Genomic DNA, 22,300 nt, shown 5'->3' on the forward strand with positions numbered 1-22,300 from the left:
AGTCCGACAATCTTACTACTATATAAATGCGATGACACGGTCTACGCGTCAGCGGGAGACAGAAGAAGTAATCGAGCAAGAAGAAGGGGACGAGGATGTCAGAACCTGCAATGAGTGTGGATCAACAAATCTGGTCAAAAGTTCTGATCGCGGTGAGTTAATTTGTGAAGACTGCGGGCTTGTAATCGAGGAAGAAAAAATCGATCCAGGTCCTGAATGGCGGGCGTTCAATCATAAAGAACGACAAGAAAAATCCCGTGTCGGGGCACCCACGACCCAGACAATGCACGACAAGGGGTTGACGACGACGATTGACTGGAAAGATAAAGATGCTTATGGGCGGTCAATTTCTTCAAAAAAGCGGAGTCAGATGCACCGACTGCGGAAATGGCAGGAGCGAATCCGAACGAAGGATGCAGGCGAGCGGAACCTTCAGTTTGCACTATCGGAGATTGACCGGATGGCATCAGCACTTGGCGTGCCACGATCTGTACGAGAAGTTGCAAGCGTGATTTATCGGCGTGCACTCAAAGAGGATCTTATTCGTGGGCGATCAATTGAGGGTGTTGCAACCTCGGCGCTGTATGCGGCCTGTCGAAAGGAAGGGATCCCCCGTAGCTTAGAGGAAATTTCAGACGTGTCACGTGTTGACCGCAAAGAGATTGGTCGAACCTATCGCTATATTTCTCAAGAGCTTGGCTTAGAGATGAGACCAGTCGATCCGAAGAAGTATGTCCCCCGATTCTGTTCTGAACTGGAGCTAAGTGAGGAAGTACAGATTAAGGCAAATGAAATTATCGAGGAAACCGCAGAGGAAGGCCTGTTATCCGGGAAATCACCAACAGGATACGCCGCCGCCGCGATCTATGCCGCCTCACTGTTATGTAATGAAAAGAAAACCCAGCGCGAAGTTGCTGACGTCGCGCAAGTAACAGAAGTGACGATCCGGAATCGGTATCAAGAGCAGATCGAAGCAATGGGCATCCACGGCTAGCTATCAGTAGGGCTCAAATAGTCGCACTGCGCATTATTCTCCCGCAAGTAACTTGCACAATCAGTGATTACTACCAATAGATGCGACTGGGGGAATTTATTGAAGATTTTCAAGAAGACGAGTCGGCCAAGAAGCGTCGACTCGCAAAAGAGAAATCATATCAGATTACAGAATACCTCGAAGACGTTGAAACCCGGGTCACGGAGCACCTACAGGGTGATACACTGGTCGGATCCACTGCGCCTGAGATATTCGTTGGTCGATCAGGATACCCATCGGTATCAACAGGTGTTCTCTCCCCAGTTGGTGATGAAACAAATGCTGCAGAGTATGCAACGTCTGGCAAATGGTACAATAAGGAACTTGGGGTATCCGAAGTCCTCCAGCGACGAACCGGGCTTGTAAATTCACGACGGGAAGCATCAGTTGATGTAAACGATGTCTGGGACGGATTTGTCGGGGCTCAACGAGAGGTTGCAATTGCAGATCGTCCAGTCGATATTGAGATTGGGCTTGAGAACCGACCAAAAATTGATTTTTCGATGGATGAGGTGACAACCCCAACAGGGCCGGATGCAACGGCACAGTCAGTGAATTTAACCGAAAATCCACGTGTTCCACGTCCAGTACAGAAGACATTGGAAGATGACGACTGGCGAGCAGGGGGCGCAATGCGGTATCTGTACCGAAGAGGATTTGACGTCTATGAAATCAATAATATCCTCTCAGCCGGCGCACTTGGCCGTGGAGACCAGCGGCGACTCGTGCCAACTCGATGGTCGATCACAGCTGTCGACGATCAAATTGGAGAGTTTCTACGAGGACAGATTTACAATACAACAGCAATCGATCAGGTTGAGGTCTGGTATAATGAGTATATGGGCAACCGATTTTGGATCATTCTCGGCCCGGGACAGTGGGAATTTGAGTTAGTTGAGCTGAAGGCGCCAAACTCAGTGTGGAATCCAGAGGGATCGCAGCATCTGCTGATGGCTGACAGCGAAGGATATGAAGGCCGTCAGTCATACGTTGATGAAACCTCTGGAGCATACTACGCCGCCCGACTGGGTGTTCTTGAGCATCTCACGGATCGAGACCGACAGGCAACATGTCTCGTGCTGCGTGAAGTAACAGACGAATACTGGGCACCAGTTGGTGTCTGGCCGATACGGGAAGCTGTCAGAAATGCATTTGCAGAAAACCAGCCTGCAATCGCTGAGAGTTTCCAGTCAGCTGTTTCTACTGTTCTTGACCAATTGCCAGTTTCAAACCAGCGACTCTACCGAAAATCAACACTTGCTTCCGGACAACAAGCACAGCTGTCGGCATTTGATTCTTGAGAGGATCAATAGTAACGTGCAGAAATTAATCAGCAAAGATTCACTTCCTGAGCAGTGATTCGGGGACCAGCGCTGGACGAATCGTAACATCAATGCCGACTAGCCGGAGAGCAAGTAGAAAGAGTACATATAGTACCTCGGTCAGAACAATGGCAACAAGAATTGCTCCACCAATAAGCGCCGCTGTCGACAACATATTCTACCAGAACATCACAGTCGAGCCTATCTAAGAGTTTGCAATCGGGAAGATGTGGGACAGGCAGGACAGAAAAATAGTCCGGGCAATCGGAAGATAATGGTCTTTATTGTTTGGCATCACCCCATATAATACATGGACCGGTATGATGTGGCAATCGTCGGTGGCGGACCAGCCGGAGCCTGTGCTGCTCGGGTTGCCGCACAGCAAGGTGCACGAACAATATTGTTTGAATCTGGAGTCCCTCGCGAAGATCGAGATAGTCCCGGCCCAGACTCAACGGATGCTGCAGCACTGTTAGATTACTGGGTTGACATCGCCGATCTGGACTATGATAGCGTGCCAGACGACGTTATTCTGCGAGAACTTGAGCAAGCGGCTTTCGTTAGTCCGCAGCAAGAACTGGTGATTGACCGTACAGGAATCGATAGTACACATCCGTCGTTTGGATTTACGTTTAATCGAGTGAAAATGGACGACTGGCTCCATGAACAGGCCAAAGAAACTGGTGCAGAGCTTGAAGTGGGAACCAGCGTTCGGAGTGTTAATCCTGATCAGGGAGCGATTCCGGAACATCGGCTACAACTCTCAACTGGCGAGGAAGTGATCGCCAAATCACTGATCCTTGCAGATGGCCCACAGCGTCGGATTACAAATGGGACGCTTGATGATCTGCTTCCAGTAGATGAGACAAGTACAGACTATCTTGGAACACAAGATGCAAATCATATTGCATATCAGGAACACCGACGAGTTCCTGAAGAACTCTTTGAAGATGATACACTGCGGTTTTGGTGGGGTGCAATACCGGGTGAAACCGCGTACCCATGGGTATTCCCAAATGATGAAAACATTGCACGAATTGGACTAACAATGCCAATTGGATTGGGAATCGACGACGTGGAAGAGCCAAGTTCCTACACGCTCGTTGACTACGACGATGACGAACTCCCGTCACCACAAACGTACATTGAACGATTACTTGAGCGGGAGTATCCAGAGTACGACATCTCTGATTTCCCACGCGTTGAGTCACGCGGGAAACGAAAGGGTACCGAGACATACTCAATCTCGTCAACAAAACCGATTGATTCGCCAGTTGGCGCAAACATCGCCGTAGCCGGTGGGGCAATGGGCTCAACCTCCGCATTCCATGAGGGCGGATACCATACTGCGATGCGAACAGGAAAAATTGCTGGCTATCTGGCGGCAAACGATAGCTTAGAACAGTACAATGATGCATGGAAAGCAGCTATCGGCACCGAAGTGATCCGAAACATCATCTTTGCTGAGTTTGTCCGGGATTACAAGCCAGCAGATTGGGATAAGGCATTTAGTATTGCCAAGGAGCTCCAGTCTGATAGCGGAAATGCCGTGAAACCATCGTTATCCGCTGGGCTAACAGGATTGTCACTATTTGGAAAATATAAGCTCCAAAAGTTATGGTATAGGTACACGGACTTCGTCCAGATTAAAGAATCAGACTATATCGTGTGATCAGAAAGATCTGATGGACACCTGCGTTGTTTGTGTTTTACCCGTTGACTGTACAGGCAGTCAAAGCGACTGCCCCGGGGCTTGATCCCGGAATGAGTTCACAGCGAAGGTTGTGATCTGATCGAAGGATCAAAAACACATGGCCGATCAACGACAAGGATTAGATGATAGAGACTGTAATAGAAAGTGAACCCGGGAAATATTCCACGGGTTCAGATCACTGCGTGTTTCAATCCCTGTCCGAGCTGCTATAAGGCAACGATGAATGGCAGAGAACCCAAACACGCAACACCTGATTGAGTTCAGAGTTGGTTACTTCGACCCGCCCGGCACGAGGGTTAGCCGGCTGACTTGGTGTGCCGCCACAGGATGATGCCGGTCGTTAGTGTTCCGGGCGTATATTTTAAGCGTTCTATGAAAATTATTTATGAATAATCTCCGTAACTTACAGCGGTAGCAAGGCGAAAGCCCATCGGCTTTAGCCCTGTCTTTTACCCATAAGTTCGCGAGACTCAAACGGACGTTTCAGACGCTGTCGACCCTGATTTGTACTCGAGAGATTGAGATGAGCAGCGATTTGGGCAGTGATATCGGCGGTAGGGAGTGACTAAATGCGGATAAACAAGATCGGCAAAATCGTTCTATGAGGGAGTCACATCCGTAGAGATCGGTATTTTCAGCCGAGTTCATCGATCCCGACAGCGACGTGATTTGTGGGTAAGAGACAGGGATTCAGCCGTGTGGAGGAGGTCAAGATAGTATCTAGTCGTCGGAGAACTGGGTAATCCGGGGAACATCACGTTCAACGTCTTTCTGAAGCTTGCCAATCCGGTCCAATAGCCACATCCAGAGGACAAGACCTTGGACAAGGAAGACATTTGTTACGAGGAAGAATGTTGCTTCTTCAATTGGTAGACCAAGTGGGTCAATACCAGTCAGATAAGTATAATCGAAGAACCAGATGCCCCAGCGATTGATCGCAAGCCAGTCAGCAACCCAGAGGTATGTGGTCGGAATACCAATGCCAAGGATCACCATCTTTCGAGCCTTGACCAGATACGGCCAGCCAAATGCCCACTGGATAGCAAAGACCGGTCCAGCCCATGCCAGTATCATTCCCATGTAAAATGTTGAATCCTGCCAGAAAAGCAGGACGATCCCGACGGCAGAGACAAAAAACCCAGCAAGTGCTCCGCCAATTCGCTGTCGACGAGGGATATTCAACGACATCGATTTAACGTCAATAAACTGGTATAGTATGAGACTAGTGAGTATCGACTGGAGAATAAAGAACAGATACTCTCCCGGAGGGATATACCAGAACCGGCCTTGAATTGCGTTCGCTGGATAATCCCAGACCCCAACCTGAATAAGATAGCTATCCCATGGGGTCGTATATACAACCGCCATGATGACCATGATTCCAATGCCAATGAGTGCTTCACGATCCCACCACGCATCATCACGACGACGGGCTAGATAAGCAAACAAAACAAGCGGCGGTATGATCAGTAGAGCGTGAAACTCCATATACGTAAGATCCGCGACTCGCTCGTTTGTTTCAGATGCTACGCTGCTAAGGAACGGCAACGAAGACTGTCCCATGGGTAGTGAGGTGAGTGCTGTGTTCATATGGTGAGGTTACAAGATTCTACAGTTACTGTCACGTCGATACCAACTAGTCAAAAGTAGCCAGAGCCGTCACATATATGTACGGATTTCTTGTCGCGAAGCGCCTGCAGAGGCCACGCACCGAAGCGCGAGGAAAATACCATGAGTTAAGCGTCAACGGCTTCGGGGTTAAGCCCCGTGGCATCCGCCTCGATTATTCTGTGAAATCCAAGGTTGAACTGTGGCGTATGGCGAGAAAGACGCAGTGCTGATAGAACACAATAGTGAAATGTCAACTAAAAACTAAGACAGAGATTCACGACTCAGATGTTTGCTCAGGGAAGAATGCAGAAATAAGCTTTCGCTGTGCCGTCCGAAGATGCTGATGGAACGTCTGTCGTGTAATTCCCATTGAATCGGCTAGATCCTCTCCCTCAACAGGACGTGGCCACTCGAAGTAACCGGCCTGATAAGCAGTTTCTAATGCCGCATATTGTCGATCAGTCAAGTCGTCGCGAACTGTCGAGATAAACTCACCAGGCGTGCGGGTACTACCACTTCGTTTACGCTGTGAGATCAGCGAAACATCGGCAAAGCGATCATCAAGAATATTAACGACACGGCGAATCTCTGTTTCAGGTAGTGCTGTGAGTTCAACATGCACCTCACCAGCTGTCGCTTCTAAGTCTGTAATCTCTAGCCCATGGTCAGATACAACCTCGATAATCGGGCATCGTGTAACATCAACTGAGACAATCGCCTGATCACCATGGTCAATAACAGATGCAATAGTATCGATCGCATTGATTTCGGTCAGCAATGACTTGACATCTTCAGGAGGGTCACGGACAGTAAGATGCAAACGAGGGATATCTCCTACGTGGGCATCAAGCCGTTTGTACTGAATACTGGTATCGAGAGCAGCTGCAATGTTAGGTAACAACAGTGATGAGTCACATATCCGGAATTCAAGTTCAATTCGCATGTCGCTGTGTAGAGCTCGGCGAGTCTGAACAGCATTATACGAGCCGCCAACAAGAGTTCCGAGTGATTTCATGACCGAGATCTCTCGTTCATCGCCGACAAGTGCACGATCTATGTAAACGCCAAGAATGCCATATACAGTGTTCCGATACAACAACGGAACAGAAACAAGCGTTGTGGCATCGAATGAAACGGGATCAATTGAATCAGAGGTGATCTCTGGGGCTGTTGAGGTGATTACATCTTGTGAGTGGTATGCTTCGGCGATTGGACCACCAGTATCCAGTCGGATACGTGTCGAACGAGACATTGGATGGTTTCCATCGGTAACAACGGCAACAGGGTCACCACGTTGATGATTTACCGTTGAAATCCAGCCGCCACGGTATCCGTCAACCGCATCAATTGCCCCGAGTACATCAGAGAGTAGTGATTCAACATTGCTGGCGTTCATTGCAGCTGTTGTTACGTTCTCGAAGACAGTTTGGACACGACTAAGAGCGTCATCTAGAGTCCGTTTTTCATCATGAAGCGCGCTTGCCCGTCGCTGTGCACGTTGTTCAGCCTCACGACGAGTACTGACATCTTCTTGGAAATAAGCCCAGTATTTAACCGCAGATTCATCCGTATTGTATAGTGGCGTAACAGTAACACGGTTCCAGAAGGCACTTCCATCGGCCTGATAGTTCAGCATTTCAACGCTTGTCGATTCATGATTCTCGATTGCTTGCTCAAGCGTCGCAATATCACTTGGATCGGTCTCAGGCCCTTGTAGAAGAGTATGATCGCGGCCGAGGACCTCTGCCCTATCGTAACCCGTTAGGTCCTCATATGCGTCGTTTACGTACACTATTGGGTTGCCTGACAGTGTCGGATCAGTAATCGTGACACCGATCGGTGCATCCTCAAGCGTAGCTGCAAGCTCCTCTGCAGTCGGAGCGTGTTCTTTGGGATCCTCAATCAACCGTTCTGAAGAGGTGGTATCCACATGCTCGGGGGCATCACCATTGAGAATGTTATTGACTATACGTCGCAGTTGTGTTATCGAGGTTGGACCGTCACGCTTGATTGCTCGAAGAAAATCATCCGTTACAGGGTCAACCTCATCAATGGTGGGTTCATCGGTGTAGAAGACATACGGTGGTGTCCGTGGTTGGTTTCTAATATATTCAAGTAGGTCATCAGCACCTGCCTCTGGATCAAGCCCCGCACTGACAATGCAATCAAACTCAGTTTGATTCATCCACTCCAGCGCAGAGTCAACATGCTCAACGGTCACAACAGAACCATCAACATCCAAGAGTGCCTCGACAGCGTCGTCAACTCCCTCATCGTGAACAAGAAGAACCCGGGGCTTGGCCATATTACGGTATTTAGACACTCAACCAATGAATATTGCGAAACCAGAGATTACGCGAGAGACAGTATATCACAATCGCTCATCTGTAGAAGCGAATACCCGGCGAATTCAACCGCGGATCTATGAGCGAGAGGTTCTCATCATTCCAAACAGAACCGGTTATTGACGCAAGTACCCGGGTCTACAGATGAGCGTATCACAATAATATATCAAAAAAGTGCAGCGCGAGTGCTGCAGCTATGAGGTGGTAATTCACGAAGAAAGGAAATCAGTTAGAAAGCTATGCGAAGAGGTAACGATCTAACGACCGGTGGGGTCGTTAGTCGTCGTCACCTGGGGAGACGCCTGGGAGTGAGGCGCCGTAGTCACCACCAGCAGTGACGGTCTCTGGCTCATCAACAACGTAGTTGATGAGGATCAGAGCCAGTGCGTACTTGGTGATGATGTCAAGACCACTGTAGAGCCAGCTGGTCTGACCGACGTTGAGGAAGGCAACACCTTCGGAACCAAGTGCCCAGACGACTGGGTAACCAAGCCATCCGACGACGGTCAGGAGCTGAAGCGTACGGAAGATGTCGAGGGTACCGGCTGCTTCTGCGTCCCGTGGCCACTCAACGAGGAGGATGTACAGGACGACAATGAAGAATGCGCAGCTCAGTAGGTACCACCACCAGCGCATCCAGTGTGCGCTGACGGTAAGTGCTGCGGCAAGACCGGTAACACACATTGCGATGTCGAAGACAATCGCAGTGAAGATCTTCGTGATGTTGGAACCAGCGATGAGACCGATTGCGAGAAGGATGAATGGCGTGGAGAGTGCCCACGTCAGGTAGCGGCCCCACATGGTAACAACACCGGTTGCGTCAATGTACTGGTTGGAACCAGCAACGTTCTCTACAACATTTTCATCAGCAAGATGTCCTTCCGGCATCTCAAGTACGCTCATTGTAAGACCGGAAGCAAGTCCAGTGTAGCTGGAGATCGAGACGACGGAGACCATCATAATGGAGACGGTGATGATCTTCGTTCGTGGGTCAGAAAGGTTACGTGCCCAGAACGCAATTGCGAGGATCGTGAATCCTGCGAGAACAATGTTCGCGTAGAGCGATGTCCCGAGGACTGCGTTCTCTCGCAGTGCGTAGTTGTACATTTCGTGTTGCGTTACTGCTTCGCCCTTGATGACGCCCTGGTCTGCTGCGGAGTCATTAACGACAGAGTAGTCAGCAAACCGACGGCTGAAGTAGTCATCGAGGTCAGCTGGCATACCCCAAGCGTGGTCTGCCAAGTCGTTAACGTAGGCCTCGAAGCCTTCACCGCGGACGCCTTCGTTCTCAATTGTGTAAGTTAGTTCTGGCATACTGCATTAGAATCTATTTGTAGATTCCATTGTGAATGAACATCCTAACTGGTTAATGTTGATAACGGTATTCGTACACAAGCAAATGCAGAACACACATAGGAAGTTGATCGTCTAAAACCATACTAGTTAGCAATTAATTACTAGTGGTAAAATAGCTCTTTAAGTTAATCCGTTATTTTAGAGAATACATGATTATAACATAGATCTAGATTAACAACAATGAAGGATTATAGGTCTACTGTGCGCTACATAGAGCGCTTGCTGACCAAGAAAAAGCTAAAACTCGAAAATGAAATTGAGTCAATCAGAAGATACTGTCACGTTAGGTATGCTGTAAAACCGCTGCAGGTCTTCGGGTAATCACACACAACAACTGAGGTAAAACAAAACGAGAGATTATCCGATATACCGAAGGTCGTCTTCGGTGGGCGCAGGCGCGGACTGCTGAGACTCCATTTCTTGGATGCGACTAACGACTTCTTCCATCTTTTCTGCACGATCTTCAAGCTCACTGTAATCAACATCGAAGGAAAGCGCGTCTTGGAGAATCTCAAGGACAGCGCGGGCACTTTTTGGATCGACCATGTATCCACTCGTTTCACCCATAAGACAGGCTGCATTAATTGATCGGTTCTCACCCAAGCCGAGTAGTAAGCCGCTAACGCCAACAATACCGCCGGTTGGTTCATTATCCCGGAACTCAACCCCATATTCAGAAAGCTCCTCAACCATCGTGTCGACAGTTGCTGCACCTAACACATCGTACTCTTCGATCAGTTCGCCAGTTGGCACACCGCCAAGGGCATAGATTGTTGAGACATCGTAATCATCTGCAATGTCAAGGATAGCATTTGTAATCCGATAGTGACCGTGATTACTCTGAGCTTGATGGTCACCCGTAAGAAGTAGAACATCCTGATCATCGAGCGTCGTTGCATAGAATTCCATCGCAGTCAATGACGCAATCCCATCATCGTCAACAGACACCTGTGGTGGAAAATGTTCCGAGTAAACACGACAGACAAGTTCAGCGTCAGTTTCATCGAGGAGATGATTGACGGCAAGCTTTCCAACGTTCCCAACACCAGGTAAGCCCTCAATCAGTACTGTATCAGTGAGATCCACATCTGTGACTGTTTCAACTGTAATTTCGTCCATATGACAATATGGGCGTTCCCAATCCTAAAGAACGCGTCGGTCTCAATGCTATGGGACATATCAGAACAAGATGAGGGTAGGCTGTGGGCAGGGAAATCAGTCACTCACGAGTACGGCGACGGTATTCTGCGTGTGGATCTGTTGGTGAGTACGGTGCTGGAGCGCTGTTGATCGCATCAGCACCACAGTCAGGACAGGTGTTAGAAAGTGTATAGACAGGGCGGTCATGGACTGCTTTCCATGCAGAACAGACCTTGATGTCCGATTTCATACGCGGTTATTCTTCGTCGGTGTGTCGGTCCCGGTGGAAGTTTCCGGACCCACCACAGGACTTAATTGCTGAAACGGCTCGGTCAGCACTAGCTTCGAGCTGTTGTTCAGCGGTTTTATAATTCGGTGCTTTCACTCGAATTCGGTATTCAGGCGCACCAACATAGGTAACATCAAGTTCAACATCTTCAGGGATGTCACCGTTGCCTTCTGCAGCCTGTAGGGCTTCTTTAACATCGTCGACACCATTACCACCAGGACATTCAAGATCAACGTATCCAGTGACAGTAACGTATGGAACAGAGACGTTTTTGCGGGCAGTTTCAACGATAGCGTCGATGTCATCTTCTGAAAGACCGAGTTTGTCGAGTGCTTCATCACCGTGGATTGCCGCCTGTTCGAATCCTTTGTACAAAGATCCGTGTTCGGCAATCAATTCATTTGCAATCTCTGCGTATCGATCCGGGCCAATATCTTCACCGAAGGCGATCTCCATCCAGTTGTCGGCCTTTTGTTCGCTTTTCCATTCCTGGATTTTATCGGATCGCTGGTGATCATTGACATCCTTGAGCGAGAGATCAATCTGCTGTGATTCTGGATCGACATCAAGGACTTTTGCAACGACGGTCTGGCCGGCATTGACGTGATCTCGAACGTTTTTGATCCACCCAGAGGCGACTTCGCTTACGTGTACAAGGCCCTGTTTGTCTTGGTATTCTTTGAGATCAACGAAGACACCGAAGTCTTCAATCTCATCAACCTCTCCAACAACGAGATCACCGGGTTCAGGCCAGCCGCTGTATTTCATTGGTTAATTGCCCCAGCTTCCGGACGATCCTCGACAATCTCGACGATTTCGCCTTCAATGTCGGCAGTACCGCCGGTCGGGGTAGCAAGGGTATGGCCACAGACCGCACATGAGACGGTGGATGCGGCTTTCCCGAATACAACTTGTTCACTTTCACAATCCGGACATGCAACGCGGTAGAAGCTTCCTGGCATAGTTTGTTAATCTTGGAATGTTAGTCGACCAGCTCGCCATCCCTCGCGGAGATGAGCTGTACCACAATCACTGCATCGGTACTTTAGGTCCGTCTTCTTCGTCGGCTTGTCACCACCAGGAACCTTCGAGAACTTTCCGTCGTTCCCGATACCGCTGTTGCGTTTTTCCTGTCGGTCAATCCATTTCATACCGGTTGAACGCCCGGTACGTACCTTTTCGATCTCGTGCTCATTGTGCGAGTCACAATGAGGACAATACGTGTTGAAACGGCGTGGCATCTCCATGTACAATCACCTGATATCGGATAGGAAAGCAGCATTTATAATCCGTTTGGTTCAGTGACGAGATTTTACATCAGGTGTATAATGGGATATCAGATAATACATTGATGCGTGCACGCGCGAGACAGAAAGAGTCCGCGGAAAAGGAAACAAAAAGTGAATATGAGTGAGATCCACAATGAGACGTTTTATTAAAGAGTAGTCATATCCCAACGGTATGAAACGACTGATTATCTTGGGCGATCCCGGCGTTCGGAAAGATGATATCATCGAGTACGATGGGGAAGAACTCATTTGCTTCCAGATCAATCGAAACGGAGAGTGGCATGGACCTGATCGTGTCCAACTCTGGTGTATCGTTGGGACCGAAGACGAACGAGAAGCATTTGACACTCGGGATTTCATTCCACATTTCCTTGATACAGAGCGTGCAGATGCTGAAGAAATCGGTGTTGTCGCGTCATAATCAAGGCAACAAACTGCAGTGACAATCAGTTTATATGCAAAATCTTGTGAATAAATCGCATGCAGGCTAGCGATTCTGGATCACAATCCTTAACTACTGCACACGGTTACATTATAGTAGCGGGATGGGATAGCCAGGAGATTCCGGCGGGCTCATAACCCGCAGATCGGTGGTTCAAATCCACCTCCCGCTATTCTCTATTTTTCTACGTCAATTACTGCTCTTCTAAGGAATTCTTCAATTTCGGGACAGAAATATCATGGACCAGACAGATATATTTAATTAATACTTCTACTATCTGAAATTAAGTATTATTTCTCGGTACGTCGCATTGATACACTACATACGTATTCTGATAAGAGCAGACATTTGAAGGCACACGTGCATTTCTTCTCGTAAAATTAAATGCAAGAAACTTATTTACTGGTATATCTTACAGAAAGTGTATGGCAGACAGTGACGATTCTTCTTTACAGCGACGATCATTCTTGGCAATTGCTGGTGGAACATCGGCAGCAGCACTCGCTGGATGTACTGACCTATTTGACGATGATGAAGAACCAGAAGGGTGGGAGACATGGGACCACCCAGACAATGTACAGAAAGCTCAGGACGCTTGGGAAACAATCGAACAGAACACTGGCCCGACTGAGGAAGAACAAGACGCACGTGCTGAAGCTCACGTAGAGATAGAGGAAGCACGGCGGGATGACATGATCATTCTGCCGTTCTACCACGGGCTGGAAGAACGGTTTATTCTTCCTGAAGTCGACATTGAACCATTCGGAAGTCTGGGAGAACATCGACAGCGGTTCGATGAGGTTGAAATCGAAGACTCTGACAGGACAGATAGCGACACACTTGAGCTAATTAATTCAGGGATGAGCACGTTGGATCCGATCGAGTCAACGGACACAGCATCCGGTATTGTCATTAATCAGGTCTACGAGAACTTAACTCAATACGAAAACGGAGAAATTGAAGGACTGCAGGGACAACTAGCAGAAGACTGGGATATTAGTGACGACGGGGAGACTTATACGTTCCACCTGAAGGAGGATGTTGAGTTCCACAATGGAGAAGAATTGACTGCTGATGACTTTGTGTATTCATTCCGACGGCTCGCTGAGTCTGACAACAGTCAGCGAGCGAGCTTCATGTTAAACTCTGAGAATCTTGCTATTGAGTATGACGAAGATGAAGATGGCGGGGTAGTTCCAGACAGTATTGGTGTAGAAGCTGAAGATGACCATACACTTGTGGTTGAACTTCGTGAGGCAACGCCAGCGGCACTTGACATTCTCGCATATGATGCATTTGCTGCCATCCCAGAGGGCTATGTGGGCGACATTGAGGGGTATGACGGTGAGATGGATCAGGAGGACTTCTCTACAGAAGAGATGATTGGAACCGGTCCGTTCGAGTTTGTTGAGTGGACATCTGGAGAGGATGTTGAAGTCGAGCGGTTTGATGATTACTACGAAGGGGCTGCGAGTATTGAAACTGTACACTGGGAAATTGTTGAATCAGATTCTACTGTAAATACAAGAATTGAGGAAGGGAATGTCGATGTATTTACAATCCCAATTCCATTCTATGAGCCAGATAAAGTAGAAGTAGATGACACAGATGATCTTGGCAGGGAACTTGGCACATATGATCACGACAATCTAGGAGAGATTGATTATGTCAGTGTTGGAACGCTCAGCACATATTATATCGGATTCAATGCACGGCATGTGCCACTTCCAGTTCGGGAGGCTGTTGCACATGTGACAGACCACGAAAGTTTCATTGAAGACATATTCAAAGGACGTGGAGTACCAGCATTTAGCTTTACACCACCATCAATGTGGGAGGAAGAGTTTGGAGATGTAACATCATACGATGATTTTGCGGAGAACTTCCCATACAGCAAAAATGACAACGACAGAGACGCTGCAGAAGAAGTCCTTGAGGAAGCTGGGTATACCGACGACGATCCATTTGAGGTCACGATGACAACGTACGATGACGAAGCATTCCAAGAGTTCGGTCGATCAGTTCGTGACCGGCTTGAGGGCATTGGTGTTGATATGGATCTGCGTGAAACGGAATTCAATATTCTGATTGGCGACGGCGAAGATGGAGACTTAGAGATATTTACGCTTGGATGGATCTGGAGCTGGAATGACCCTATCTACGGTCATTTCGGATTTGAGCCTGAGAACACAGATACGTCACTGATACCAACTGAAGCAGATGGATACTATCTAGATTGGCAGAAGGCAGCGGAAGGAGTCGTCGAGGACGAAAACGAATAAAAGTGAATTAGTACCGCTACTTCCGGAAGAGAAGAAATCCTAGTATCTAAATACCCTTCAGCGACAACGAGATAACAGCCTTATTCATGAGAATTAACGGGAGTGAGCTGTCATGAGCCGATGGCGATATTTTCTTAAGCGCTTGTTGCTATCAATCCCAATTCTGTTTCTTGTCGCCACCATTCTGTTTGTCATTCTCCGGCTAGGACCACTTGACCCGGTTGCTGCTATTCTTGGTCCTGATGCCGGAGGTGGCGATGCAGCAGAAATACGTGAATCACTTGGACTGAATGAGCCGCTGTGGACCCAGTATTACGAGTTTATGGTAAACCTCGTAACCTTTGAAGGCCAGTCGTGGGTGATCCAGCCAGGTACGTCCGTACAAGCAATGATTGCGGACTTCGCACCACGGACAATTTGGCTTGGATTCTGGGCAATTCTCTTGCCATTATTTATTGGAATTCCCCTCGGGTTCTACGCTGGACTTCGTCCAAATAGCTTTGGAGATTACGTTGCGTCCTTTGGTGGAATTGTGTGGCTTGCAATGCCAAACTTTTGGCTGGCAATTATAATTATCGGACTTCTTGTGTCAACCCAAAACGGTGCTGGACCGCTTGGATTTGATTGGTATACGTTTGGACCGGAGATTGACTCAGTTGTTACAGCACCGCCATTGAACTTTGTCGATGAGTGGGTCTCACTCTGGTTTATTTCAATACCAATAGCATTTAATTTTGGCACGATTGCAGAAGCGATTAAGATCATATTACCACCAGCATTGGTACTGGGATCGGCTTCAATGGCAACAGAGTTACGTATTGGACGAACCGCAATTCTTGAAACAATCAACTCGAATTACGTCGAAACTGCGAAGGCAAAAGGACTGTCTGATCGAGTTATTGTCTGGAAGCATGTATTTCGAAATGCACTGATTCCATTGATTCCAGTGATCTCTAATGAAGCATTCCTGCTGCTTGGAGGATCTGTAATTGTTGAAGTAGTCTTCGGTATCAATGGAATTGGTTGGTTGTTCTTCGAATCAGCAGTCGATGGAGACCTTCCACTTGCAGGGTCACTATTATTCCTGTTTGCAATAATTATTGTGCTTGTTAATATTCTCCAAGATCTTCTCTATACAATTCTTGATCCACGAGTAGGGTTGAACCAATGACGATGGAAACAGCTGACACCAAGACATTTCGCGAACGTATCGCTGAGAACCCTCGGCCAGCAGTAATATGGGGAAGTGTGCTCGGGGTTTTGGTTCTCCTTGAGTTGGGCCATTACGCTGCTGGTGCTCTCTGGTTTGGGGGAGCGATTGGGACTGCTCTCTCCGGGATAGCGAGCATCCCATGGTTTGTGGGAGGAAATATTAATAGTGTAGTCATTGACTCGTTTGAATCAATTGGAGTCGATGCTGAAATTGCGGCTATACTTGGGGTGACTGCCGGCATCATAGCCATCGGAATAACGGCCGTAATATTATTGTATATCGCTGCAGCAATCATACATCAGATTACGGACTATTCGCTCGTGGGTCAGTTTGGTGTCGAAAAAGGTAGTCAAATCTCAATACTCGGACGAGAAATAGTGATAACAGAACCAGTCAAAAAGCGATTAGAGCGAATTGTCGGAGCAGGAATACTAGCTGTTGTGACAGGCTTGCTGTTAGTACCACCAGTCGCAGCAGTTGTAGACATTATTTTGGGCACAATGCGCAATGCCATCAGCTGGGTAGCATCACTCCCCCATCTAACGGATCCAAGTCTTATTTCCAATGATGGATATCACGGACCCAACGGTTGGGAAAATACGTTCCTTGGACTCAGTGCAGCACTTGCATGGTTTATTCGTGTAGTCGTTGTATATGCATACGCGCTATTCTTACTGTACTGGCTCTGGCGAGGATACAAGATATTCAAGAATAACTATCGAGTCGCTGACTGGACACCGACTGATGACTGGATACGTCGGTTTAGCACCCACTCATGGGGAATATTTGGGTTCGTGACGATATTTATCTTCGTCATAATGGCAGGTTGGGCACCATCTCTTGCGACATATCCAATCAGTCATAATATCTATTCGCCTTTCGATTACCATATTCAGTACTGGGATGGACAAGGCGTTGAAACAATCAGTCACGGGGAAGCAAACGATAATACCCGTTCCGATGGAGGGGAGTCGACAGTTGGACCGTTGAGCTACGATCAATATGACCGATGGGCTCCAATGGGCACAGCAAGCGGTGGACAGGACCTGTGGACATTCGTTGTCTACGGTGCCCGAACGTCGCTGATCATTGGTCTAACAGCCATCATCCTCGGTGGGTTGATTGCGCTTACGCTCTCGATGATTACAGCATATTACAAAGGGATCGTTGATACGCTAACAGTTGTTGCGACTGATACGATCATCTCAATTCCGGCGTTCCTGTTTGCATTGCTCCTACTGGTGGTATTCGGAGATGCAAACCACCCAATCGCCGAACCGCTTGATGGTGGAATACTACTTGCATTAGCATTTGCATTTGTTTACTGGCCAGGGATGTGGCGAGCAATTCGTGGGCCATCCTTGCAAGTTGCCGAGCAAGAATGGGTCGACGCAGCGAAGAGTTACGGTCAGAACCCATTTGTGATAATGCGAAAGCACATGGTCCCCTACATTGCCGGGTATTTGATGATCTATGCATCGTTGCTCCTTGGGAGCATTATCATTGCAACAGCGGCACTTTCATATCTTGGAATCGGAGTTAGTCACCCAACTGCAGAGTGGGGACGACTTATCAGTGAAGGAGAAGTCTACATTAACACGAATTCATGGCATGTCGCCACGCTACCTGGAATTATGATTGTGCTCATCGTGACTGGATTCAACGCCCTCGGTGATGGAATTCGAGACGCGATCGATCCAGAAAGCAACATTGAGTCAGGTGAGGGTGGTGCCGTTGGAGGAGGTGGTGCATAATGGCAACAACACAAGCAACTGATGATATGATGACGGCCGAAAAAGATATTGTACAGGTTAGAAACCTCCAGACAGCATTTTTCACGGATAAAGAGACAATCCGAGCGGTCGACGGAATTTCATTTGATCTCACTTCTGGAAAGACCATAGGAATTGTTGGAGAAAGTGGGTCAGGAAAAAGTGTCACCGCTCGTTCCCTGATGGGGTTAGTTGATGCTCCTGGGCGGGTACTCCAAGGAAGTAGTATTCAATTCCACAAGTTGGAGACGGTCCAAGCATTCGCAGACTCATTTTCACGACGGGCCGTCGATATAACGGAGCTTGAAGCTGAGTATGACGCAGAGACGATATTCGAAGAAGAAGTCAATGCAACACCAGAAAGCCTTGGATACGAATCTATCGAGGAAATTGGACTTGCAGAGCTAGCTGCCCATGACTATCTTGATGATTTAGGAATCGTAGATTCCAGTGATTGTATATTCATTACAGAAGGGTCAAAGGAGCGTCCAGAAGCAGGATTTATCGAACTTAGCCGGATCAGTGGGAAAGCACAGCGAAAAATGCGAGGAAAGCAGATTGCAATGGTGTTCCAAGATCCATTGACAAGTCTGAACCCCGTCTATACAGTCGGTAACCAGATTAAAGAGGCACTCCGCTTGCATCAGGGACTAACAGGGAGTGCAGCAGATGAAAAGGCAATCGATCTACTGGACTCCGTTGGAATTCCTGATGCACGGCGGCGGCTGACAGAATATCCACACCAATTCTCCGGTGGCATGCGACAACGAGCAGTTATTGCGATGGCACTTGCTTGTGATCCGGAGGTTTTGATCGCTGATGAGCCAACAACAGCACTTGATGTTACAATTCAGGCGCAGATTCTAAACCTACTAGAAGAACTGCAAGAGTCAAGAGACCTAGCAGTAATGTTCATCACCCACGATATGGGCGTGATTGCTGAAATCTCTGACCGCGTTAATGTCATGTACGCCGGAGAAGTTGTAGAATCGGCAAACGTTGAGACACTGTTTGAAAATCCAAAGCACCCGTACACGAGAGGATTGCTCAATTCAATCCCAGCACGGCAAACCGGTGATCGTCTAAGCACAATCGAAGGGAGCGTGCCAACACCGAACGAGCCAGCGCAATATTGTCGGTTTGCTCCACGGTGTCCAAAAGCATTCGATGAATGTGAAAAAGTCGCTCCAGTTCCAGTAGATGTCAACGAAGAAAGTACAGACCATAGCGCAGCATGCCTCTTGTATCCAGAGCAGCTATCGAAAGGTGCAGCTGTAGAACACCATCAGAGTCGGCAGAAAAAACAAGGTGATAACCAATGAGCCGAGAAGTAACTAAGCCCAGAGATGAAAAAAGAGAGGACGAAGATGTGCTTGTACAGGTTCGCAATCTAAAAACATACTACGACGACAGTGGTCTCCTTGATGGAACTCCGCCGGTGAAGGCAGTTGACGGTGTTTCATTTGACATCAAAAAAGGAGAAACACTTGGGCTTGTCGGAGAGTCAGGCTGTGGAAAAACAACGTTAGGCCGCACACTACTGCAGTTAGAGGATGCAACTGCAGGTGAAATAAAGTTTGACGGAACCGATATAACGACGCTGAGAGGTGACGAAATCAAGCAATGGCGACGCAACGCACAGATGGTCTTCCAAGACCCAGATTCAAGTCTCAATGATCGAATGACTGTTGGTGAGATCATTAGAGAGCCGCTTGATGTGTATGACTGGAAAAGCAAGAAAGAACGTCGTGAGCGTGTAAAGGAGCTACTTGACACCGTTGGGTTAAAACAGGAACACTACTTCCGATATCCACACCAATTTTCTGGGGGTCAAAGACAGCGAATTGGGATCGCACGGACCTTGACGCTGGAGCCAGACTTCATTGTGCTTGATGAGCCGGTTTCTGCCCTTGATGTATCGGTGCAGGCCGAGATTCTAAATCTTCTCAAAGATCTACAGGACGAGTTTGATCTGACATATCTCTTTATCGCACACGATCTTTCAGTTGTAAAGCACATCTCTGATCGAGTTGCAGTAATGTATCTCGGAAACGTGATGGAAATCGGTCCAGTTGATGAAATCTTCGAGGATCCAGCACATCCCTATACACACTCATTGCTGTCAGCAATTCCACGTCCTGACCCAACGGCTGAAAGCAACCGGATTACACTCCGAGGGACACCCCCAAGCCCACGATATCCGCCAAATGGATGTCCATTCAGCGACCGATGCCCAGCCCGAATTAGACCAAAGGAGTACAAAGATGTTGATGAGGACCTATGGAATAAAATCAGCATTCTTTGGACAGTAATCAAAGAGCGGAACCGCGCTGATCGGACAGTTACAGAGCGGATTAAAGAGTTACTTGGTGGAAAGACCCGGTTTGGGTCAATTGATGAGATTTATGAAGAGGTGTTTGACGGACGAGACATGCCTGAGAAGGTTGCTACAGTGCTTGATGAAGTTGCAGAGTACGTTCGAGATCACGAAGAACAGAAAGCACTTGATCTACTGAACCAAGAGTTTGGTAGTATCTGTGATCGTTTTAAAGACTCTTGGACTCGAAACGTTGTCTCTGAGATTGAAACACAGGATAGCATCCAGAAGTCGATCGCGGTTTTGCTAGAAGAAACGGATGGGATTTATGATGATCTTGAAGAGCAGGAGGCGAAGTCGATTGTTGAAGATGTACAACGACACCTAGAAAATGAACAAAGGGAACAAGCAGTCAAAACGGTGGCTGAAGCCGTTGGTGGAGCATACGATCCGATGACAGAAGAGGAGATCAACACACCTCGCCTGCATAATATCGGAGACAAAGGTCGAAAGAGTATGTGTCATCGCCATCTCTCCCGATATCGGGATCCAGATGAAGTACTGGAAGAACGTTACTAATGGCTATTAAAGGAACGACAAGGTCAGATCAAATTAAACGACTGCTGTTGCGGTGGACAGACGCATTAGGCTATGCGCTCTGGTTTGCAGTTGGATCAATTATTGGAACGATAGTTCTTAGTGCGGCTGCTGGCTTAGGATTGGCTGGATCAAAATACCTCTTGTTTGTCTGGGGATTTTTACTTATGGCATATGCGACAATAGCATTGTGGCCAACCTCTCCGGAAGATGTCGGCCGGGACCCCAAGACAACCTCAATTCCAAAGAACCCAGACACAACCCGGTTTCAGCGTCTTGTTCGGTTACTACCGCCTCTTAGATGGCTTCCAGTACTGAGTGCACGTGAGCAATACAGTAACGGCGCAAAGCTATTTTTAAGCAGCATACTCGTTCTGTTGAGTTCAATCATAATGGAGATTGGGTTGGGAATTTAGCTAATTCGCGGGCTCTCCTAGCTGGGTAAAGCTTCTTCATTCTGCACATGAATCCATCGAAAGGCGTAACGGGGGCAGAATCGTAATATCTACCAATGAATCCTGATGATAATGCACCCCCATCAGTAGGAAAGGGCTCCCAAACACGGAAGAAAGCATGGCAGCGAACCATAGCAGAACAACAGGAACTGATAAACTCACGTGAAGAGGATGGATGGACGGTCGTCAAGGTCCGTTCCGGAAACACATCCCCACTCGTTGAAGATGAAAAGGCCGGTATTGAGTTTATTGTTCCAAAGAGCGATGCAAATGAAGTATCATCTGTTATTGAGGATAACGAATTTGACGACTACGTAATGTACCGGAACAAGGTTGGAGGATCGATAATGCTGGTTCTTGAGCTACTTGATCTAGACACGGAAACTGCAATTTCAGTCGCGGGAGACTTTCGAGGTGCAAAAACAAGTCAAATGATTGATCAAATCATTGATCTTGATGAAGTTACATTTCGGCTTTCAAAACTGGACAAGACCGTTGTAGCAGAATTCACGTATGGGCATTACAAGCCATTGATGCCCGTTGACTCTGACAAAGACGGTCCCTAATCGACGATCTTCACTTCTCCGTCTTCGACAATGACATTGACAAGTGATTGAACATCATAATCGATCTCAAAGTCATCAACACCGTCTGCCTTGCGGATTGCAACGATTGTATCGACAATTTCTGCGCCAATTTCATCCTCTAATGCCTGTGTAATAGCCGTCAATGTGCCACCAGTTGAAAGAACATCATCGATGACAAGGACTCGATCACCTTCGTCAACATCGTTAATATACATCTGACTTTCGTCATAGCCTGTCTCTTGGAATAGTTCTACCTCACCTTCGAGGCCGTATTTCTTTTTTCGAATGACGACCATCGGGATGTCGGTCATCATGGATACAGCTGAGGAGATGTGTATTCCCATCGCAGCGGGCGTAACGATCTTATCGATTTGTTCAACATCGGTGCGCTGAATAATACTGACAGCAATTTCTCTGAGCAATTCTGGGCGAACCATTGGAACCCCGTCACTGACTGGATGTACGAAGTACTGGTAACCGTCTTTTTCAACGATCGGGGCATCCTCAAGTGATTCCTCAAGTAAGCGCATGTCTAC

The 22,300-nt window shown here is 47.8% G+C and carries 21 protein-coding genes and 1 tRNA gene; 12 read left to right on the forward strand and 10 right to left on the reverse strand.

Translation table 11 applies throughout. The features are described 5' to 3' along the window. The first annotated feature begins 31 nt into the window (after positions 1-31). Both K0C01_RS01955 and nreA read left to right on the forward strand, forming a co-directional pair. Positions 32-994, forward strand: a complete 963-nt coding sequence (locus K0C01_RS01955; RefSeq protein WP_221170396.1) for a transcription initiation factor IIB — start codon at positions 32-34, stop codon at positions 992-994. A gap of 80 nt (positions 995-1,074) precedes the next feature. Beyond that, entirely contained in the window at positions 1,075-2,334 is a 1,260-nt protein-coding gene (gene nreA / locus K0C01_RS01960) for a DNA repair protein NreA (RefSeq protein ID WP_221170397.1), read from the forward strand. A gap of 40 nt (positions 2,335-2,374) precedes the next feature. Here nreA and K0C01_RS01965 read toward each other — a convergent pair whose 3' ends face one another. Further along, positions 2,375-2,530: a hypothetical protein gene (locus K0C01_RS01965; protein ID WP_221170398.1), complete on the reverse strand. Its 156-nt coding sequence runs from the start codon at positions 2,528-2,530 to the stop codon at positions 2,375-2,377. A gap of 135 nt (positions 2,531-2,665) precedes the next feature. Here K0C01_RS01965 and K0C01_RS01970 point away from each other — a divergent pair, with 135 nt between their 5' ends. Beyond that, positions 2,666-4,027, forward strand: coding sequence for an NAD(P)/FAD-dependent oxidoreductase (locus tag K0C01_RS01970; protein WP_221170399.1), 1,362 nt, complete (start codon positions 2,666-2,668; stop codon positions 4,025-4,027). Between the two features lie 762 nt (positions 4,028-4,789). Here K0C01_RS01970 and K0C01_RS01975 read toward each other — a convergent pair. The 8 genes from K0C01_RS01975 to K0C01_RS02010 form a co-directional block, all read right to left on the reverse strand. Then, on the reverse strand, positions 4,790-5,659 hold the full coding sequence (locus tag K0C01_RS01975) for a lycopene cyclase domain-containing protein (protein WP_255568344.1): 870 nt from the start codon (positions 5,657-5,659) through the stop codon (positions 4,790-4,792). Between the two features lie 295 nt (positions 5,660-5,954). Then, on the reverse strand, positions 5,955-7,985 hold the full coding sequence (locus K0C01_RS01980; protein ID WP_221170400.1) for a bacterio-opsin activator domain-containing protein: 2,031 nt from the start codon (positions 7,983-7,985) through the stop codon (positions 5,955-5,957). Positions 7,986-8,301: 316 nt separating this feature from the next. Continuing rightward, positions 8,302-9,132, reverse strand: a complete 831-nt coding sequence (locus tag K0C01_RS01985) for a bacteriorhodopsin (protein ID WP_255568425.1) — start codon at positions 9,130-9,132, stop codon at positions 8,302-8,304. A 606-nt stretch (positions 9,133-9,738) separates the two neighbouring features. After that, positions 9,739-10,500 carry a proteasome assembly chaperone family protein gene (locus K0C01_RS01990; RefSeq protein WP_221170401.1) on the reverse strand — a complete coding sequence of 254 codons (762 nt, stop codon included), beginning with the start codon at positions 10,498-10,500 and terminating at the stop codon, positions 9,739-9,741. A 100-nt stretch (positions 10,501-10,600) separates the two neighbouring features. Then, on the reverse strand, positions 10,601-10,771 hold the full coding sequence (locus K0C01_RS01995; RefSeq protein WP_221170402.1) for an RNA-protein complex protein Nop10: 171 nt from the start codon (positions 10,769-10,771) through the stop codon (positions 10,601-10,603). Between the two features lie 6 nt (positions 10,772-10,777). Then, positions 10,778-11,578, reverse strand: coding sequence for a translation initiation factor IF-2 subunit alpha (locus K0C01_RS02000; RefSeq protein ID WP_221170403.1), 801 nt, complete (start codon positions 11,576-11,578; stop codon positions 10,778-10,780). Beyond that, entirely contained in the window at positions 11,575-11,772 is a 198-nt protein-coding gene (locus K0C01_RS02005) for a 30S ribosomal protein S27e (RefSeq protein WP_221170404.1), read from the reverse strand. Before K0C01_RS02005 ends, K0C01_RS02000 begins: the two co-directional genes overlap by 4 nt. A gap of 6 nt (positions 11,773-11,778) precedes the next feature. Next, complete coding sequence (locus K0C01_RS02010) at positions 11,779-12,057, reverse strand: 50S ribosomal protein L44e (protein WP_221170405.1); 279 nt, start codon at positions 12,055-12,057, stop codon at positions 11,779-11,781. Positions 12,058-12,271: 214 nt separating this feature from the next. Here K0C01_RS02010 and K0C01_RS02015 point away from each other — a divergent pair, with 214 nt between their 5' ends. From K0C01_RS02015 to K0C01_RS02055, 9 genes are all read left to right on the forward strand, one after another. Beyond that, the gene (locus K0C01_RS02015) at positions 12,272-12,520 is read left to right on the forward strand and encodes an HAH_0734 family protein (protein ID WP_221170406.1); all 249 of its coding nucleotides are present in this window, start codon (positions 12,272-12,274) and stop codon (positions 12,518-12,520) included. 118 nt (positions 12,521-12,638) lie between these two features. Further along, positions 12,639-12,713 (forward strand) — tRNA-Met (locus tag K0C01_RS02020). 253 nt (positions 12,714-12,966) lie between these two features. Continuing rightward, positions 12,967-14,823: an ABC transporter substrate-binding protein gene (locus K0C01_RS02025; RefSeq protein WP_221170407.1), complete on the forward strand. Its 1,857-nt coding sequence runs from the start codon at positions 12,967-12,969 to the stop codon at positions 14,821-14,823. A 112-nt stretch (positions 14,824-14,935) separates the two neighbouring features. Next, positions 14,936-15,994, forward strand: a complete 1,059-nt coding sequence (locus K0C01_RS02030) for an ABC transporter permease (RefSeq protein WP_221170408.1) — start codon at positions 14,936-14,938, stop codon at positions 15,992-15,994. After that, a complete protein-coding gene (locus tag K0C01_RS02035; protein ID WP_221170409.1) occupies positions 15,991-17,790 on the forward strand; it encodes an ABC transporter permease in 1,800 nt (599 codons plus the stop codon). Before K0C01_RS02030 ends, K0C01_RS02035 begins: the two co-directional genes overlap by 4 nt. Then, positions 17,790-19,130 (forward strand): ABC transporter ATP-binding protein, encoded by a 1,341-nt coding sequence (locus tag K0C01_RS02040; protein WP_221170410.1) that lies wholly within the window; start codon positions 17,790-17,792, stop codon positions 19,128-19,130. The genes K0C01_RS02035 and K0C01_RS02040 overlap by 1 nt, the downstream gene beginning before the upstream one ends. Further along, entirely contained in the window at positions 19,127-20,704 is a 1,578-nt protein-coding gene (locus K0C01_RS02045; RefSeq protein ID WP_221170411.1) for an ABC transporter ATP-binding protein, read from the forward strand. Before K0C01_RS02040 ends, K0C01_RS02045 begins: the two co-directional genes overlap by 4 nt. Beyond that, positions 20,704-21,138: a DUF7555 family protein gene (locus K0C01_RS02050; protein WP_221170412.1), complete on the forward strand. Its 435-nt coding sequence runs from the start codon at positions 20,704-20,706 to the stop codon at positions 21,136-21,138. Before K0C01_RS02045 ends, K0C01_RS02050 begins: the two co-directional genes overlap by 1 nt. A gap of 95 nt (positions 21,139-21,233) precedes the next feature. Further along, a complete protein-coding gene (locus tag K0C01_RS02055) occupies positions 21,234-21,743 on the forward strand; it encodes a DUF7529 family protein (protein WP_221170413.1) in 510 nt (169 codons plus the stop codon). Here the strand turns inward: K0C01_RS02055 and hpt are convergent. Then, positions 21,740-22,294, reverse strand: coding sequence for a hypoxanthine/guanine phosphoribosyltransferase (gene hpt / locus K0C01_RS02060; protein WP_221170414.1), 555 nt, complete (start codon positions 22,292-22,294; stop codon positions 21,740-21,742). The genes K0C01_RS02055 and hpt overlap by 4 nt on opposite strands. Positions 22,295-22,300: the final 6 nt, after the last annotated feature.

It is taken from the genome of Salinarchaeum sp. IM2453 (assembly GCF_019693215.1).
Lineage (GTDB): Archaea > Halobacteriota > Halobacteria > Halobacteriales > Salinarchaeaceae > IM2453.

What these genes read in the sequence shown, in the direction of transcription:
- K0C01_RS01955 (WP_221170396.1), top strand. Translation starts at nt 32, where the DNA reads ATGACACGGTCTACGCGTCAGCGGGAGACAGAAGAAGTAATCGAGCAA.
- nreA (WP_221170397.1), top strand. Translation starts at nt 1,075, where the DNA reads ATGCGACTGGGGGAATTTATTGAAGATTTTCAAGAAGACGAGTCGGCC.
- K0C01_RS01965 (WP_221170398.1), bottom strand. Translation starts at nt 2,530, where the DNA reads ATGTTGTCGACAGCGGCGCTTATTGGTGGAGCAATTCTTGTTGCCATT.
- K0C01_RS01970 (WP_221170399.1), top strand. Translation starts at nt 2,666, where the DNA reads ATGGACCGGTATGATGTGGCAATCGTCGGTGGCGGACCAGCCGGAGCC.
- K0C01_RS01975 (WP_255568344.1), bottom strand. Translation starts at nt 5,659, where the DNA reads ATGAACACAGCACTCACCTCACTACCCATGGGACAGTCTTCGTTGCCG.
- K0C01_RS01980 (WP_221170400.1), bottom strand. Translation starts at nt 7,985, where the DNA reads ATGGCCAAGCCCCGGGTTCTTCTTGTTCACGATGAGGGAGTTGACGAC.
- K0C01_RS01985 (WP_255568425.1), bottom strand. Translation starts at nt 9,132, where the DNA reads ATGTACAACTACGCACTGCGAGAGAACGCAGTCCTCGGGACATCGCTC.
- K0C01_RS01990 (WP_221170401.1), bottom strand. Translation starts at nt 10,500, where the DNA reads ATGGACGAAATTACAGTTGAAACAGTCACAGATGTGGATCTCACTGAT.
- K0C01_RS01995 (WP_221170402.1), bottom strand. Translation starts at nt 10,771, where the DNA reads ATGAAATCGGACATCAAGGTCTGTTCTGCATGGAAAGCAGTCCATGAC.
- K0C01_RS02000 (WP_221170403.1), bottom strand. Translation starts at nt 11,578, where the DNA reads ATGAAATACAGCGGCTGGCCTGAACCCGGTGATCTCGTTGTTGGAGAG.
- K0C01_RS02005 (WP_221170404.1), bottom strand. Translation starts at nt 11,772, where the DNA reads ATGCCAGGAAGCTTCTACCGCGTTGCATGTCCGGATTGTGAAAGTGAA.
- K0C01_RS02010 (WP_221170405.1), bottom strand. Translation starts at nt 12,057, where the DNA reads ATGGAGATGCCACGCCGTTTCAACACGTATTGTCCTCATTGTGACTCG.
- K0C01_RS02015 (WP_221170406.1), top strand. Translation starts at nt 12,272, where the DNA reads ATGAAACGACTGATTATCTTGGGCGATCCCGGCGTTCGGAAAGATGAT.
- K0C01_RS02025 (WP_221170407.1), top strand. Translation starts at nt 12,967, where the DNA reads ATGGCAGACAGTGACGATTCTTCTTTACAGCGACGATCATTCTTGGCA.
- K0C01_RS02030 (WP_221170408.1), top strand. Translation starts at nt 14,936, where the DNA reads ATGAGCCGATGGCGATATTTTCTTAAGCGCTTGTTGCTATCAATCCCA.
- K0C01_RS02035 (WP_221170409.1), top strand. Translation starts at nt 15,991, where the DNA reads ATGACGATGGAAACAGCTGACACCAAGACATTTCGCGAACGTATCGCT.
- K0C01_RS02040 (WP_221170410.1), top strand. Translation starts at nt 17,790, where the DNA reads ATGGCAACAACACAAGCAACTGATGATATGATGACGGCCGAAAAAGAT.
- K0C01_RS02045 (WP_221170411.1), top strand. Translation starts at nt 19,127, where the DNA reads ATGAGCCGAGAAGTAACTAAGCCCAGAGATGAAAAAAGAGAGGACGAA.
- K0C01_RS02050 (WP_221170412.1), top strand. Translation starts at nt 20,704, where the DNA reads ATGGCTATTAAAGGAACGACAAGGTCAGATCAAATTAAACGACTGCTG.
- K0C01_RS02055 (WP_221170413.1), top strand. Translation starts at nt 21,234, where the DNA reads ATGAATCCTGATGATAATGCACCCCCATCAGTAGGAAAGGGCTCCCAA.
- hpt (WP_221170414.1), bottom strand. Translation starts at nt 22,294, where the DNA reads ATGCGCTTACTTGAGGAATCACTTGAGGATGCCCCGATCGTTGAAAAA.